The sequence below is a fragment of the Nocardia niigatensis NBRC 100131 genome (genome assembly GCF_000308655.1).
Taxonomy (GTDB): domain Bacteria; phylum Actinomycetota; class Actinomycetes; order Mycobacteriales; family Mycobacteriaceae; genus Nocardia; species Nocardia niigatensis.
In genome coordinates this window covers 24,161-37,553 of sequence record NZ_BAGC01000026.1, presented here as the reverse complement: position 1 = coordinate 37,553, position 13,393 = coordinate 24,161, and the positions used below count along the sequence as shown (strand labels likewise).

General features: G+C 69.7%; 15 protein-coding genes. 6 read left to right on the top strand and 9 right to left on the bottom strand.

Annotated elements, in window-relative coordinates:
• The first annotated feature begins 91 nt into the window (after positions 1-91).
• The 3 genes from ON33_RS07265 to ON33_RS07255 all read left to right on the top strand — a co-directional run bounded on the left by ON33_RS07265 (position 92) and on the right by ON33_RS07255 (position 2,300).
• A complete protein-coding gene (locus ON33_RS07265; protein WP_040856810.1) occupies positions 92-1,270 on the top strand; it encodes a winged helix DNA-binding domain-containing protein in 1,179 nt (392 codons plus the stop codon).
• A gap of 277 nt (positions 1,271-1,547) precedes the next feature.
• Complete coding sequence (locus ON33_RS07260) at positions 1,548-2,033, top strand: tellurite resistance TerB family protein (protein WP_051151743.1); 486 nt, start codon at positions 1,548-1,550, stop codon at positions 2,031-2,033.
• 84 nt (positions 2,034-2,117) lie between these two features.
• Positions 2,118-2,300, top strand: a complete 183-nt coding sequence (locus ON33_RS07255; RefSeq protein ID WP_040856808.1) for a hypothetical protein — start codon at positions 2,118-2,120, stop codon at positions 2,298-2,300.
• A gap of 60 nt (positions 2,301-2,360) precedes the next feature.
• Here ON33_RS07255 and nadC read toward each other — a convergent pair whose 3' ends face one another.
• The 3 genes from nadC to nadA form a co-directional block, all read right to left on the bottom strand.
• Positions 2,361-3,221: a carboxylating nicotinate-nucleotide diphosphorylase gene (gene nadC / locus ON33_RS07250; protein ID WP_040856806.1), complete on the bottom strand. Its 861-nt coding sequence runs from the start codon at positions 3,219-3,221 to the stop codon at positions 2,361-2,363.
• 121 nt (positions 3,222-3,342) lie between these two features.
• Positions 3,343-5,097, bottom strand: a complete 1,755-nt coding sequence (locus tag ON33_RS07245) for an L-aspartate oxidase (RefSeq protein WP_040856805.1) — start codon at positions 5,095-5,097, stop codon at positions 3,343-3,345.
• Positions 5,098-5,130: 33 nt separating this feature from the next.
• On the bottom strand, positions 5,131-6,171 hold the full coding sequence (gene nadA, locus ON33_RS07240; RefSeq protein ID WP_245550334.1) for a quinolinate synthase NadA: 1,041 nt from the start codon (positions 6,169-6,171) through the stop codon (positions 5,131-5,133).
• Positions 6,172-6,247: 76 nt separating this feature from the next.
• Here nadA and ON33_RS07235 point away from each other — a divergent pair, with 76 nt between their 5' ends.
• Both ON33_RS07235 and ON33_RS07230 read left to right on the top strand, forming a co-directional pair.
• Positions 6,248-7,006, top strand: a complete 759-nt coding sequence (locus ON33_RS07235; protein WP_040856804.1) for an NUDIX hydrolase — start codon at positions 6,248-6,250, stop codon at positions 7,004-7,006.
• Between the two features lie 41 nt (positions 7,007-7,047).
• A complete protein-coding gene (locus tag ON33_RS07230) occupies positions 7,048-7,536 on the top strand; it encodes a nucleotidyltransferase domain-containing protein (RefSeq protein ID WP_040856803.1) in 489 nt (162 codons plus the stop codon).
• A 51-nt stretch (positions 7,537-7,587) separates the two neighbouring features.
• Here the strand turns inward: ON33_RS07230 and ON33_RS07225 are convergent, their stop codons facing one another.
• Both ON33_RS07225 and ON33_RS07220 read right to left on the bottom strand, forming a co-directional pair.
• Positions 7,588-8,586 carry a methyltransferase gene (locus tag ON33_RS07225; RefSeq protein WP_040856802.1) on the bottom strand — a complete coding sequence of 333 codons (999 nt, stop codon included), beginning with the start codon at positions 8,584-8,586 and terminating at the stop codon, positions 7,588-7,590.
• A gap of 56 nt (positions 8,587-8,642) precedes the next feature.
• Positions 8,643-9,473 (bottom strand): helix-turn-helix domain-containing protein, encoded by an 831-nt coding sequence (locus ON33_RS07220; protein ID WP_040857016.1) that lies wholly within the window; start codon positions 9,471-9,473, stop codon positions 8,643-8,645.
• A gap of 564 nt (positions 9,474-10,037) precedes the next feature.
• On the opposite strand from ON33_RS07220, the gene ON33_RS42680 reads away from it, so the two are divergent.
• Entirely contained in the window at positions 10,038-10,850 is an 813-nt protein-coding gene (locus ON33_RS42680) for an alpha/beta fold hydrolase (protein ID WP_051151779.1), read from the top strand.
• 176 nt (positions 10,851-11,026) lie between these two features.
• Here ON33_RS42680 and ON33_RS42210 read toward each other — a convergent pair whose 3' ends face one another.
• From ON33_RS42210 to bioB, 4 genes are all read right to left on the bottom strand, one after another.
• Entirely contained in the window at positions 11,027-11,197 is a 171-nt protein-coding gene (locus ON33_RS42210) for a hypothetical protein (RefSeq protein WP_169336785.1), read from the bottom strand.
• Positions 11,198-11,286: 89 nt separating this feature from the next.
• A complete protein-coding gene (locus ON33_RS07210) occupies positions 11,287-11,991 on the bottom strand; it encodes a DUF2567 domain-containing protein (RefSeq protein WP_063710952.1) in 705 nt (234 codons plus the stop codon).
• A complete protein-coding gene (bsaP, locus tag ON33_RS07205) occupies positions 11,991-12,206 on the bottom strand; it encodes a biotin synthase auxiliary protein BsaP (protein ID WP_040857010.1) in 216 nt (71 codons plus the stop codon). The genes ON33_RS07210 and bsaP overlap by 1 nt, the downstream gene beginning before the upstream one ends.
• 96 nt (positions 12,207-12,302) lie before the next feature.
• Positions 12,303-13,340 (bottom strand): biotin synthase BioB, encoded by a 1,038-nt coding sequence (gene bioB / locus ON33_RS07200; protein ID WP_040856801.1) that lies wholly within the window; start codon positions 13,338-13,340, stop codon positions 12,303-12,305.
• Positions 13,341-13,393 lie beyond the last annotated feature (53 nt).

The following is a 13,393-nucleotide window of genomic DNA, read 5'->3' as shown; positions in this document are numbered from 1 at the left end:
ATGTGCGCGTGGCCCGGCTGGTTACCCACGCCGGGCGTTTCCCGGCGGCGGGGCGCGCCCGGATCCGGGTGGTGGAGGCTAGGATTCGACCATGCGTTCGATGGATGCCGCGGAGCGGCGGGCTCGGCTGGCGGTGCGGCATCGGCTGGCCACGGGGATGCGCGGCGACGAGGTCGAGCAGATCGTGCGGTCGATGGTGGTGCTGCACGCCACGGATCCCGCGACCGTGTACCTGTCCGTCGCGGCGCGCGGAATCGGCATCGAACCCGGGCACGTGGAGAAGGCACTCTACGACGATCGGACGCTGCTGCGCATGCTGGCCATGCGGCGCACCATGTTCGTGGCGCCGGTCGATCTGGTGCCGGTGCTGCAGGCGTCGGTTGCGGAGGGGCTGGCGCACAAGCAGCGCAAGACCTACGGGCGCTACGTCGAACAGTCCGGGGAGGTGACCGGGAGCATCACGGCGTGGTGGGACGAGGTCGAGGCGGAGACCCACGCGGCGCTGCTGGCGCTGGGCAGCGCGACCGGGGCCCAGTTGAGCAGGGAGGTGCCGCGGCTGCGGACCCAGGTCGACACCGCGCCGGGCAAGCCCTATTCCAAGCCGACCAATATCACCACCTGGGTGCTGGTGACACTCGGCTGCGAGGGCCGGATCGTGCGCGGGCGGCCCAATGGGAGCTGGGCCAGCAGCCAGTACACCTGGGCGCCCATCGAATCCTGGCTGCCGGCCGGGATTCCGGCGCTGCCGGCGGAGCAGGCGCGGGCGGAGCTGGTCCGGAAGTGGTTGCGCGCCTTCGGCCCCGCACCGGTGAGCGATCTCAAGTGGTGGACCGGGTGGACGCTGGGCGAGGTCCGCAAGGCGCTGGCCCTGGTCGACACCGCCGAGGTCGACCTGGGTGGCGAGACCGGACTGGTCCTCGCCGACGACCTGGACTCCACGCCGGCCCCGGAGCCCTGGGCCGCGCTGCTGCCCGCCCTCGACCCCACCCTGATGGGCTGGCAGTCCCGCGACTGGTACCTCGGCCCGCATCAGCCCGCGCTGTTCGACCGCAATGGCAATGTCGGACCGACGGTCTGGTGGGACGGCCGCATCGTCGGCGGCTGGGCGCAGCGGACCGACGGCGAGATCGTGTGGCGACTGCTGGAGGACGCGGGTTCCGACGCCGAGCGCGCCGTCGCCGCGGAGGCCGAACGCCTGGCGGCGTGGTACGGCGATGTCCGGCCCATCCCCCGCTTCCGGACGCCGCTCGAGCGCGAGCTCACCGCCTGAGCTTCGCCGACACTCCCGCGAATTCCGCCACGCCGGCCCATGATCCGCGCCGTAGGACGGTTGCGAGTTTGCGATCGAATGTCGATTTCATTGCGTGGCAGGGTATTCGCCCCGCGCCTGTGGCCAGGAAACTACTGTGAGGTTGCTGCCCACGAGTATTCGGAGAAATTCTGCGGGCCTACCGGGCGGCAGGCTGTTACTGTCGGAATTGTTGTTCGCACGATCCGGGCCGGGACTCGGGGAGGTCCCAGGGTTCGGCGAGTTTTCGGAGTGTGTCATGGCGTTCACGAATCGGCTGGTCTCCCCGGCTGCCCCGCACATCGATTCGGCCGGTGCGCCGCCCGACGGGCGGTCCGTACCCACGCCGCCGCGAAACGACCTGTGGGGCGACGCCTTCCGGGATGCGGCGCTGGGCATGTGCGCGGTGCTGTCCGCAACCGACGGGCGCATCGATCCCGCGGCGCGCATGCGGGTGGCGCAGATGGTCGGCGCGCACGAGGTCCTGCGCCTGCGTTCCCCCGAGGACCTGCGAAATCTGTTCGAGGACAACTGCGCCCGGCTCATCATGGATCCGGCTTTCGGGCACGCCTATGTGATGGCGCAGATCGCCAAGGCGACCGGTCATCCCGAGCAGGCGGCCGCGGTGGTGCGGATCGGTCTGATCGTCGGGCAAGCCGAGGGCGAACTCGGCGCACACGCACTCACGGTGATTCGCGAGGCTTGTCAGGTTCTGCGTTTGGACCCGCACGAATTCGGTCTGTAAAGCCCTCTGGCTTTTGCTGGACATTGCCCGGACGCGTCCCGCATCCTTGGAGCGTTTGCTGCCTAGCGAGGAGATTCACTCTGCATGGCGATCCAAGGGTTCCTCAATATTCTGCTCGACACCGTCCATCCCAATCGGGGCTGGCGGTACTGCGCGTGGTGCGAAGGCACCGGGGCCGCTGGCTATTCCGACATGGGTTCGGCCATTCTGTGCACCGGCTGCGGCGGCATCGGCTGGCTCGTCGATCCGCCCGTGTACCGGCGCTGACCTGAGGATTCACCCCCGGCGACAGGGCACACCGGGGGCGAATCGACGGAGGAGCGTTTCTCACATGTCGAGTCCCAGGTCCAGGACCCGGACCGAATGAGTGAGCGCGCCGACGGCCAGATAGTCGACGCCGGTGCGGGCGTAGTCGGCCGCCATGTCCAGCGAAAGTCCGCCCGAGGACTCGAGTTTGGTGCGCGGCGAACGGGTGTTGCGGCGCTGCACGGCCGCCTGGGTGGCCCACAGCGGGAAGTTGTCCAGCAGTACCAGTTCCACGTCCTCGGCGAGGACGGCGTCGAGCTGCTCCAGACTGTCCACCTCGACCTCACACTCGATGTCCGGGTTCAGTTCCCGCACGGCGCGCAGCGCGGCAACCACCGAGCCCGCGGCCACCACGTGGTTGTCTTTGATGAGCGCGGCATCGCCCAGGCCCATGCGGTGATTGACGCCGCCGCCGACCCGCACCGCGTACTTCTGCAGGGCGCGCAGGCCCGGGAGCGTCTTGCGGCTGTCGCGAATCCGGCATTCGGTGCCCGCCACCGCGTCCACCCACTGGGAGGTGGCCGTCGCGATTCCGGACAAGTGGCACACCAGGTTCAGCAGAGTGCGCTCGGCGGTGAGCAAACCGCGCGTCGGCGCGGTCAGGCTCAGCACGACATCACCGGGCTGCACCCGGGTGCCGTCCGCGACGCGACCGGTTACCTCGTAATTGCCCGCGCCCAGTACTTCGTCGAGCACCAGCAGCCCGACATCCAGCCCGGCCACTGTGCCCGGCTGGCGAGATGCCATGTCCGCCTTGGCGACCGCGTCCGCGGGCACCGTGGCCACCGTGGTGATATCGGGCCCGTACCGCAGATCCTCGTCGAGAGCGGTGCGGATGAGCGCGACCAGCGCGTCGCGGTCGAGTCCGGCGTCGAGAGTCATTGCTGCACTCCTTGTTCGATGACTTGTCCTGCACCCCGGGCGACGTCGCTCCCGACGAGGCGGCTCCTCGGCGCGGCACCGCTCCTCATGACGGCACCGCTCCTCATGACGGCATCGCGGCTCATGAGGCCGCCGGAATCACGGCGCGGCCCCACGGCAACGGCTCGACGCCCTCGGTGACCAGCTTCGGACGCCCGTCCGACCCCAGCCGCACCGCGGTGCTGCGCCGCAACTCCTCCCGCGGCTCCGGATAGTCCGACCGCGTGTGGCAACCGCGGCTCTCGGTGCGCGCCGCCGCCGCGACCAGCAGTGCCCGCGCCGTCAGGGTGAGCGCGGAGTCCTCCAGCTCGCGGATGATCGCGGCGGCCGCCTCGGATTGCACATCCGCCGAATCACCCTCCGGCACTTCACCGTTGGCGCGGCCAGCAGCTGCGCCATTCACGTCCGGCGGCTCGTGCGTCGCGTATGTACCGCTCGCGGGTCGGTCGAGCGCCCATTCGACGGTGATGTCGGGCGCGGCATTGTCGGCGACCAGGCCGACCATGCGCAGGACGGCGGCGCGCAGGCCGTCGCCGTCGCGGACGACAGCGGCGTGCTCGGTCATCAGCTCCTGCAACAACTTTCGATCCGCACGGGCGAAGCGCAGCGGGCCGACCTCGGCGATCGGGCGGGCCGCGCCCTGACGTTCCACGGCCGCCGCGCCCGCGCGCTCGCCGACCACCAGGCCCTCGAGCAGGCTGTTGGAGGCCAGGCGATTCGCGCCGTGCAGGCCGGTGCGGGCCACCTCACCGGCGGCGTAGAGGCCGGGCACGGTGGCGCGGCCGGAGGTGTCGGTGAGGATGCCGCCGCACTGGTAGTGCGCGGCCGGCGCGACCGGGATCAGATCCGTGGTGGGGTCGATGCCCGCGGCCAGGCAGGAGGCGGTGATGGTCGGAAAACGTTGCGGGAAACCGTCGATCGAACGGCCGTCGAGGTACACGTGGTCGGTGCCGAGCTCGTGCATGCGGGCCGCGATGGCGCGGGAGACCACGTCGCGCGGGGCCAGATCGCCGCGCGGGTGGACGCCCGCCGTCACCGAATTGCCTGCGGAGTCGACGAGAATCGCGCCCTCGCCGCGCACCGCCTCGCTGATCAGCGGACGGCGGCCGAGGCCGCCGGGCGTGAACAGCACGGTCGGGTGGAACTGCACGAACTCGAGATCCGACACCAGCGCCCCGGCCCGCAGGGCGAGTGCGAGGCCGTCGGCGGTGGCCCCGGACGGATTGGTGCTGCACGCGTACAGCTGGCCGAGGCCGCCCGTGGCGAGCAGCACCGCGGGCGTGTGCACGATGCCGAAACCGCGCTCCGACACCACGATCACGCCGCGCACGCCCTCCGGGCCGGTCACGATGTCGAGCACCGCGGCCCCGAAGATCACCGGCAGTCCGGCCGCGTTCAGCGCGCGCTGCACCTCGGCTCCGGTGGCGTCGCCGCCCGCGTGGATGATCCGCCGCGTGCTGTGCCCGCCCTCGCGGGTCCGCGACACCTCGCCGTCCCGGCCGAGATCGAAGACGGCCCCGAGGTCGGTCAGCGCGGCCACCGCCTGCTGACCGGCCTCCACGATGGACCGCACCGCGTCGGCGTCGCACAGTCCGGCTCCGGCGATCACGGTGTCGTGCACGTGCGATTCCACTGAATCCCCGTGCGGCGCAACCACCGCGATCCCGCCCTGCGCGTACTGCGTCGAGGTGTCGGTGGGACCGCCCTTGCTCACGGTCAGCACCCGCAGCCCCTGCCGCGACGCGGTGCGCGCGGCCGTCAGCCCGGCCACCCCGCCACCCACGACGACGAGGTCCGCCTCGGCTTCCCAGGTGATGGAAATCGAAGTATTCACCATTGCTCATCCCTCCCCAGACGGGGGACGACGTGGCTATTCGCCTCCGCCGGGGTTGCCGATCTCGATCATGCGCTGGACCGAATTACGGGCCAGGGCAGCGGTTTCGGCGTCGACGTGCACCTCGTCGCGGTTCTCCACCAGGCAGCGGAGCAGAGCGGCGGGGGTGATCATCTTCATGTACTTGCAGGAGGCGCGTTCGTTGACGGCCTGGAAGTCGATGCCGGGGGCGGCCTTGCGCAGCTGGTGCAGCATGCCGACCTCGGTGGCGACCAGAACCTGATTCGATTTCGCGGCCTTGGCGGCGTCGATCATGCCGCCGGTGGACAGGATGTGCACCCGGTCGGCCGGGAACTCGCCGGCGCCCGCCAGGTAGAGAGCCGAAGTGGCGCAACCGCATTCGGGGTGCACGAACAGTTCGGCGTCGGGGTGGGTGCGGGCCTGCTCGTTGAGCTCGTCACCGTTGATGCCGGCGTGCACGTGGCACTCGCCCATCCAGATGTGCATGTTCTCGCGGCCGGTGACGCGCTTGACGTGCGCGCCCAGGAACTGGTCCGGCAGGAAAAGCACCTCGCGGTCGGGGTCGATCGAGGCGACCACGTCGACGGCGTTCGAGGAGGTGCAGCAGATGTCGGTCAGTGCCTTCACGGCGGCGGTGGTGTTCACGTACGACACCACCAGCGCGCCCGGGTGCTCGGCCTTCCAGTCGCGCAGCTCCTCGGCGGTGATGGAGTCGGCCAGCGAGCAGCCCGCGCGCTGATCCGGGATGAGCACGGTCTTCTCGGGGCTGAGGATCTTGGCGGTCTCGGCCATGAAGTGCACGCCGCAGAAGACGATGGTGTCCTCGGGCGCCTCCGCGGCGATCCGGGACAGGGCCAGCGAGTCGCCCACATGGTCGGCGATGTCCTGGATCTCCGGCAGCTGGTAGTTGTGCGCCAGGATGGTGGCATTGCGCTCGCGCGCCAGCCGCTTGATCTCCGCCGCCCATTCGGGGGTGGCCTCCACGCCGGTATATCCCGACGGGCCGTCCTCGATGCGCTCGGTCAACGTCATCGTCGCGCCCTGTGCTGCAGCCATGGCTGGCTCCTTCTCTCATGCGGCCGGCAACCTCGCCGATTCGCATCCAACCGGTTTTCGACTTAGGATCGAAAACGTGGCCCATCGTAGCACCATCCACGAAACGCTCACCGCCGTGTTCCAGGTTCGTCGCTTCCCTGACACCATCCGTGCAGGTGAAGGCGTTATAACCTCGCGCAGCGCGACGCCGGACCGGTGTCCGCCCGGTCAGCGCACGGAATTGGCGGTGCTGGTATGGGAGCGGGCGCTCGACCCCGCCAAGGGGACCTGGTCACTGCCCGGCGGCCGGCTGCGCGACGACGAGGACCTCGACGCCTCGGCGGCGCGGCAACTCGCCGAGAAGGTGGATGTGCGGGAGTTGACGCACCTGGAGCAGGTGTGGGTGTTCAGCGATCCCGACCGGGTGCCCGGAGATCGGCGGATCGCCTCGGCCTACCTGGGTCTGGTCCCGCTCACCGCGGAACCGGTACTGCCGCCCGACACCCGCTGGCATCCGGTGTCGGATCTGCCCGCCATGTCCTTCGACCACGGCACGGTCGTCCGGCATGCGCGAAATCGGCTGGCCGCCAAGCTTTCCTACACGAATATCGCGTTCGGACTGGCGCCGGACACCTTCACCATGTCGACACTGCGCGAGATCTACTGCGCGGCACTGGGATACGACGTCGATACCACCAACCTGCAGCGAGTGCTGACCCGCCGCAAGGTGATCACGCCGACGGGCGCGACGGCCTCCCCCGGCCGCGCGGGCGGGCGGCCCGCCGCCGTCTACCGCTTCAGCGACTCCGTGATCCGGGTGACCGACGAATTCGCCGCGCTGCGGCCGCCGAGCTGAACCGGGCCCGACGGCGGCCGGCCTGCCCTACGCTGACCGATATGGAAGCGGCCGATGTGCTCGACCTGCACCGGACCTGCGCCCGGGCGGGTATCACCATCTGGATCGACGGCGGCTGGTGCGTGGACGCGCTCCTGGGCGAACAGACGCGGCCGCACGGCGACCTGGATATCGCGGTGCATCGCGATACCGCCGACCGGGTGCGCGAAATACTCACCGGCATGGGCTATCTCGATGATCCCCGGCCCGGGGATACGCCGTGGAACTACGTCATGACCAGGTCTGCGGAGCAGTCGGTCGATATCCATGTCTTCGCGCACGACGCCGACGGTGACGTCGCGTACGGAATCGAATATACCGCCGAATCCCTCACCGGCACAGGCATTATCGACGGCGAGAAGGTGGATTGCATCGCCGCGCGGTGGATGTTCACCTTCAAGACCGCGTATCCGCCGGCAGCGGAGGACCGCGCCGATGTGCAGGCCATGGCAACCAAATTCGGCTTCCCCGTGCCGGATTCGCACCGATAGCCGCTGACCCTGGCAAATCGGACCGCGTGCAATTTCCGATCCGCGTCGCCGCTACCCCTCGACCCGGAATTCCAGCAGACAGCGCTGCCCGGTCAGGTCGACAACGGCGTCCAGCACCAGTCCGTGTGGTCCGCAGAGCGCGCGGAACTCGTCGATCCGGCGTTCCCTGCCCCCGTACATAACCAGCATCGCGAGATTGAATTCGCTTCCCGCCCAACGATCCCCGACCGGTTCGACGACCAGCAACCGTCCACCGGGACCGGCAGCCTGGACGCACCGCTGCAGAATGCGGTGAGCGTGCGTGTCATCCCAGTCGTGCAGAATGTCGACCAGCAGATAGGCCTGTGCCCCGGCCGGGAGCGGATCGAAGAAGCTGCCCGCCGTGACCTCCGCCCGGTCCCGGACACCGTGAGCCACGAAGGCGCCTTCGGCCACGGCGGCCGTGGGTTCCAGGTCGACCAGATGGCCTCGCATCCCCGGGTTCGCCGCCAGGATGGCGGCGAGGACACTCCCCCGGCCGCCTCCCACGTCGACGATCGTGGCGAACCGGGACCAGTCGAACCCGGCGACGAGCCGCGGAATCTGCTCGCGGATCCGCCAGGTCATTTGGCGATCGAAAGAGTCACGCAGTGCGGGATACTCGGCCAGGTCGGCCCAGAAGTCCTGGCCGTATCGGAGCGAGTAGGCCGCTCCCCCGCCGGAGATGCTGTGTGCGAGCTCCACGAATGCCAGTTCGGCTCGGCCGCCGGCAGCGTTCAGGTCCAGTAGCTCGGTCAATCCATTGTCGGCGTCGGCTCTCAGGTGTGCACCGAAATCCGTTGTGCGGTAACCAGAGCCGACCTGTTCGACAACTCCGAGTGTTACCAGATGATCGAGCAGAAGTCCGAGCGCGACCGGGTCGGCGCCAACCCTGCGCGCCACTTCCTCGACCGGAACGCCCTCCCCGGCAAGCTGATCCGGTAGGCCCAGGGTTACCGCTACGCGCAGCGCCATGGGCGTGGCCAGCCCGGCCATGCGGCGGATCGATTCGATGTCATCTGCACCTCCCATGGGATCCACTGTGCCGCTGCGTGTTTCCGGCTGCGAGCCGGGGTCCGTTTCCGGGGTCAGTGGGGCGGGGTGGTGGGCCAGGCTATGTCGTCGACGGTGAGCCAGGAGGCTACGGCTACGGCTGTGGGGGTGATGCCGGAGAAGGCGACGATGTCCCGGTGGAGGTGGGATTGGTCGGCGTAGCCGGTTTCGGCGGCGACGCGGGCGGGGTCGGCGCCGGCGGCGAGGCGGTGGACGGCGTGGTCGAAGCGGATCAGGGTGGCGGCGCGTTTGGGGGGCAGGCCGAGCTGGGTCTGGAATCGGGACCACAGGCGTTTGCGGGTCCAGCCGAGCTCGTCGGCGAGGGCGTCGACGCGGACCAGGCCGCGACCCGATCGGATGCGGCGCCAGGCCCAGACCACCTCGGGGTCGGCCGAGGGAGCGGCAGCGTAGCGGCGGTCGAGCAATGTCTCGATCAGGTCGAAACGTCGTTCCCACGACGGGGTTTCGGCCAGCTGTTCGCGGATCAGCTCGCACTCCCGCCCCCACAGGGCCTCCAACGGCACCAGGGCGTCGGACAATTCGGTGAGGGGGACGCCCAGGATCGGACCCGCGATGAGCGGAGACAACCGCACCTGCACGCATTCGACCCGCTCGCCGCGCACGCGCCGGGAACCGGTCCACAGCCCACCGGCCAGGCTGCCCTGGCAGCTGCCCGTGCCGTCGTCGACGGTGACCGAGCCGGACCCGAATTCGAACACCAGCGTGACATCGGGGTGCGGCAGCGCCAGCTGATCAACGGGATGCACGCCGTGATCACGGAACCCGGCCATGCGGATACCCGGGAGCCGGCCGGGCCGCGACGGGCAGACGACATCCCAGACAGGTTCTGGTGCGGTGGGGCGCACGACTTCATGGTGGAGGCCGGGGAACATTTGTTCAAGCCGCCGGGGTGGGTCGACGGTGACAGTGAAGGCGTGAATTCCTCCGCCGCACTCCCCGGCCCGCCGCCAGCAGAGCAGACCTGGTTCCCCAACCAACCAGCCGACGAGCAGGCCTGTCTCCCGGACCCTCCGCAAGCAAAGCGGTACCGTCTCCCCCGCCATGCGCAAGCAAAACCGCCCCAGCCCTCCGGCCAAGCGCAAGCAAGACCGCCCCAACTCCCCCCGCCAAACGCAACCAGAACCACCCAGCCCTCCGGCCAAGCGCAATCAGAACCACCCCAACTCCCCCGCCAAACGCAACCAGAACCACACCAGCCCTCCCGCCAAACGCAACCAGAACCGCCTCGGCTCGCCGGCCGTGCGCGAACACAGCGGGCCCGTAATTCGCAGGCGCGGCAGGCCCGCCCGGGCGGCCGGAGGCGCGGCTTTCGACGCCCCGTGGCGGCGGCCGCCATCACCAGCGTGCTTCTAGTCCTCGGCAGCGCGGTGGTGACGGCACCGCAGAGCGCCGCTGCCACAGGCGATTCGATGGTGAGCGTCGATGGTCAGGACATCCATGTCAGCCAGGACGGCCCGGCCGATGAACCCGCGCTGGTGCTGATCCACGGTCTCGGGGCTTCCGCCCACTGGTGGGATCAGGTGGTGCCGCTGCTGTCCGGCTATCACGTCATTCGCGTCGACCTGCTGGGCCACGGTGGATCCGCCAAGCCCGATGGCGACGAGTATTCGATTCCGCAGCAGGGACATCGGGTCGCGGGTGTACTCGATCGGCTCGGTATCCGGCACGCGCTCGTCGTCGGCCACTCGACCGGCGGCGCGGTCGCCACCTCGGTCGCCGAGCAGCGCCCCGATCTGGTGACCGGCCTGGCCCTGATCGACGCCGGGCCCGCCATGGGCGACGACACCTCGGAAAGCCCGGCGTCCCAACTGCTCACCACGCCCGGTGTCGGCGACCTGATCTGGCAGGTTCGCACCGATGGCCTCCTGCGTCAGGCGCTGACCAGCGCCTTCGCCAGCGACGCCTCCCCCATTCCCCAGCAGTTCGTCGACGACCTGCGCGGCATGACCTACCACGCGCTCACCGCGACCGAGGCGGCCAGCACCGACTACATCACCCGGCGCACCCTCCCGGACCGCCTCTCCGACCTCGGTAAACCGCTCCTGGTGATCTTCGGCGACCAGGACCGCCGCTGGCGCACCGCGACCTCCACCGACGAATACCGGACCGTTCCCGGCGCGACGGTCGAGACCGTCTCCGGCGCCGGGCACTCCCCGTTCGTCGAGAATCCACCGCGCACCGCCGAAATCCTGTTGTCCTTCACCAGGATTCACGACTCATGAGCGCACCCGAGCATCGAACCGGCGCTGGGCGCGACCCGGGATTCGCGCACGGGCCCATGGTGGTGACAAGAGGCACAACCAGCCGCTGGCCGACGCGTTCACCTTCGAACCCTCACCCCCGAGGCCTTCGAAGCCGACGCCGAGCGCCTCCTCGAGCGGGGATACCGGTGGAAGGGTCAGCGGTCCTGGGAGCGGTCGCGGTGCTTGGTGGTGCGCTTGTAGCGGCGGCCGCTCGGAATGGGTTGGGACGCATTGGATCTGCGGAGTTCGTGGCGCCGGCGCCACGCGGTCAGGTCCGGGCGTTCCGCCGGTGCCGGGTCGGCACGGTCGGCAGGTGCGGGCTGCATGGGTTCCCCCTGGGTGATCGGATCCGTGTGGACGCGAACACGGTAGGGGGTAGAACGCCCGGGCTCCAGCGAATATTGCCGGAGCCGGGTCAGGATTCGGGGTGCGAATCGGGAGCGTCGAAGGGCACCACGGGTTCTCGCGGTCCGGGCGCCTGCTGGGCGCCGCCGGGGTACGGGCCGTAGGTGATGGCGGAGCTGTACTGGGGTACGGCGAGGACGGCCGACTCGGGGCGGTTGCCGCCGAAGGGGAGGAAATGGCCGGTGCCGAGATCATCGGAGGTGCTGAGCGCGGTGAGCAGCAGCGCCACCACGGCCGCGGCCAGCGGCTGAGCGATCAGCGCGGCCCAACCCTCCACTGCCGGAGCGAATTCCACGATCGTGTGGACGGCGGGATGCTGCGGGCGGGTGTGGACCCGTTCGGCCACGGCCTCACCCACCACCTTCATCAGGACGGCGCCGGCCAGTGAGCCGAGCAGAATGCCCGACAGCAGCACGGGTCCGCGCGCCCGCCGCCAGCGCCAGGCCGCGGCCGTGCCGAGCACACCGAGCACGATGCCGATCAGCACGAAAATGGCGAGAGCGTCGAAACGATGCATGCTCTCGCCGGTGAGGGCGGTGCCCCGGTCGGGTTCCACCACCAGCAGCTGCTCCGGAGGAGCGAGAAACGCCCAGGCCACCCCGGCCAGGGCGCTCACCGCCACGAGGGCGGTGAACACCACCGCCGCCGCGCGGGCCTCCCGCATCAGTACGTCGACGCGTAGTCCGCCCGGCTCGGCGGTGAGTGTGGCTGCCACTAGCGGTGTTCCAGGCTCGTGGAGTCGAGGACACCGTGGCGGGAGCATTTCGCCCACCAGCCGTCGGGACTGACCTGCACGATCATGCGGCGGCCGCACTGCTCACAGAAGCGCGGCGGCTCCAAACCCAGTGCGGCTGCGGCGGGTACCGAATCCGCCAGACCCGGAACCACTCGCTTCCCCGTGAACGGGTTGTAGCGCTCCTCGATGTCCACGACCACCTCGATCGGATCCTTCGTGTCTCAATGGGATACGGGCGTGCTGCGCCGGACCGTACCGCTACGGTACCGGCTTCGCGCAATCCCGCCGTGTCAGAGGGTTTCGTTGAGCGCCTTGATCGGCATCTTGAGCTCGCCGAGCAGATCGATATCGGACTCGGCCGGGCGACCCAGCGTGGTCAGGTAGTTGCCGACGATGACGGCGTTGATGCCGCCCAGGATGCCCTGCTTGGCGCCCAGGTCGCCGAGGGTGATCTCGCGGCCGCCGGCGAAACGCAGGATGGTGCGCGGCAGCGCGAGACGGAACGCCGCGACGGCCCGCAGCGCGTCGGCGGCCGGGAGCACCTCGAGGTCACCGAACGGGGTACCCGGGCGCGGGTTGAGGAAGTTCAGCGGCACCTCGTCCGGCTCCAGCGTGGCCAGGTCCGCGGCGAATTCCGCACGCTGCTCCAGGGTTTCGCCCATACCGAGGATGCCGCCGCAGCAGACCTCCATGCCGGCCTCGCGCACCATGCGCAGGGTCTCCCAGCGCTCGTCGTAGGTGTGGGTGGTGACCACGTTCGGGAAGTGCGAGCGGGCGGTCTCCAGGTTGTGGTTGTAGCGGTGCACGCCCATGGCCGCCAGCTGATCCACCTGCTCCTGGTTCAGCATGCCCAGCGAGCAGGCGACCTGGATGTCGACCTCGTTGCGGATGGCCTCCACGCCCGCGGCGACCTGCGCCATCAGCCGCTCGTCCGGACCGCGCACCGCGGCCACGATGCAGAACTCGGTGGCGCCGGTCTTGGCGGTCTGCTTGGCGGCCTCGACCAGCGAGGGGATGTCCAGCCACGCCGCGCGCACCGGGGACTGGAAAAGGCCGGACTGCGAACAGAAGTGGCAGTCCTCCGGGCAACCGCCGGTCTTGAGCGAGATGATGCCCTCGACCTCGACCTCGGGGCCGCACCACTTCATGCGCACGTCGTGCGCCAGGGCGAGCAGCTCCTCGAGCCGGTCGTCGCCGAGGCGCAGCACCTCGAGGGTCTGGTCCTGGGTCAGGCCGACGCCGCGCTCGAGCACCTGCTCGCGGGCGATGGCGAGAATGTCATCGCCAGCTGTGGTCACAGCATCGGTGGTGACGGCTGCCTGAGTCATGTGCGCGCGAATCCCTTCATCCGACCGGTGTGGCCGAGCAACTTGAACGGTGT

Excerpts from the sequence above, each read along its gene's own strand:
- ON33_RS07265 (WP_040856810.1), top strand. The coding sequence starts at position 92 with ATGCGTTCGATGGATGCCGCGGAGCGGCGGGCTCGGCTGGCGGTGCGG.
- ON33_RS07260 (WP_051151743.1), top strand. The coding sequence starts at position 1,548 with ATGGCGTTCACGAATCGGCTGGTCTCCCCGGCTGCCCCGCACATCGAT.
- ON33_RS07245 (WP_040856805.1), bottom strand. The coding sequence starts at position 5,097 with ATGGTGAATACTTCGATTTCCATCACCTGGGAAGCCGAGGCGGACCTC.
- ON33_RS07230 (WP_040856803.1), top strand. The coding sequence starts at position 7,048 with ATGGAAGCGGCCGATGTGCTCGACCTGCACCGGACCTGCGCCCGGGCG.
- nadA (WP_245550334.1), bottom strand. The coding sequence starts at position 6,171 with ATGGCTGCAGCACAGGGCGCGACGATGACGTTGACCGAGCGCATCGAG.
- bioB (WP_040856801.1), bottom strand. The coding sequence starts at position 13,340 with ATGACTCAGGCAGCCGTCACCACCGATGCTGTGACCACAGCTGGCGAT.
- ON33_RS42210 (WP_169336785.1), bottom strand. The coding sequence starts at position 11,197 with ATGCAGCCCGCACCTGCCGACCGTGCCGACCCGGCACCGGCGGAACGC.
- ON33_RS07255 (WP_040856808.1), top strand. The coding sequence starts at position 2,118 with ATGGCGATCCAAGGGTTCCTCAATATTCTGCTCGACACCGTCCATCCC.
- nadC (WP_040856806.1), bottom strand. The coding sequence starts at position 3,221 with ATGACTCTCGACGCCGGACTCGACCGCGACGCGCTGGTCGCGCTCATC.
- ON33_RS42680 (WP_051151779.1), top strand. The coding sequence starts at position 10,038 with ATGGTGAGCGTCGATGGTCAGGACATCCATGTCAGCCAGGACGGCCCG.
- ON33_RS07225 (WP_040856802.1), bottom strand. The coding sequence starts at position 8,586 with ATGGGAGGTGCAGATGACATCGAATCGATCCGCCGCATGGCCGGGCTG.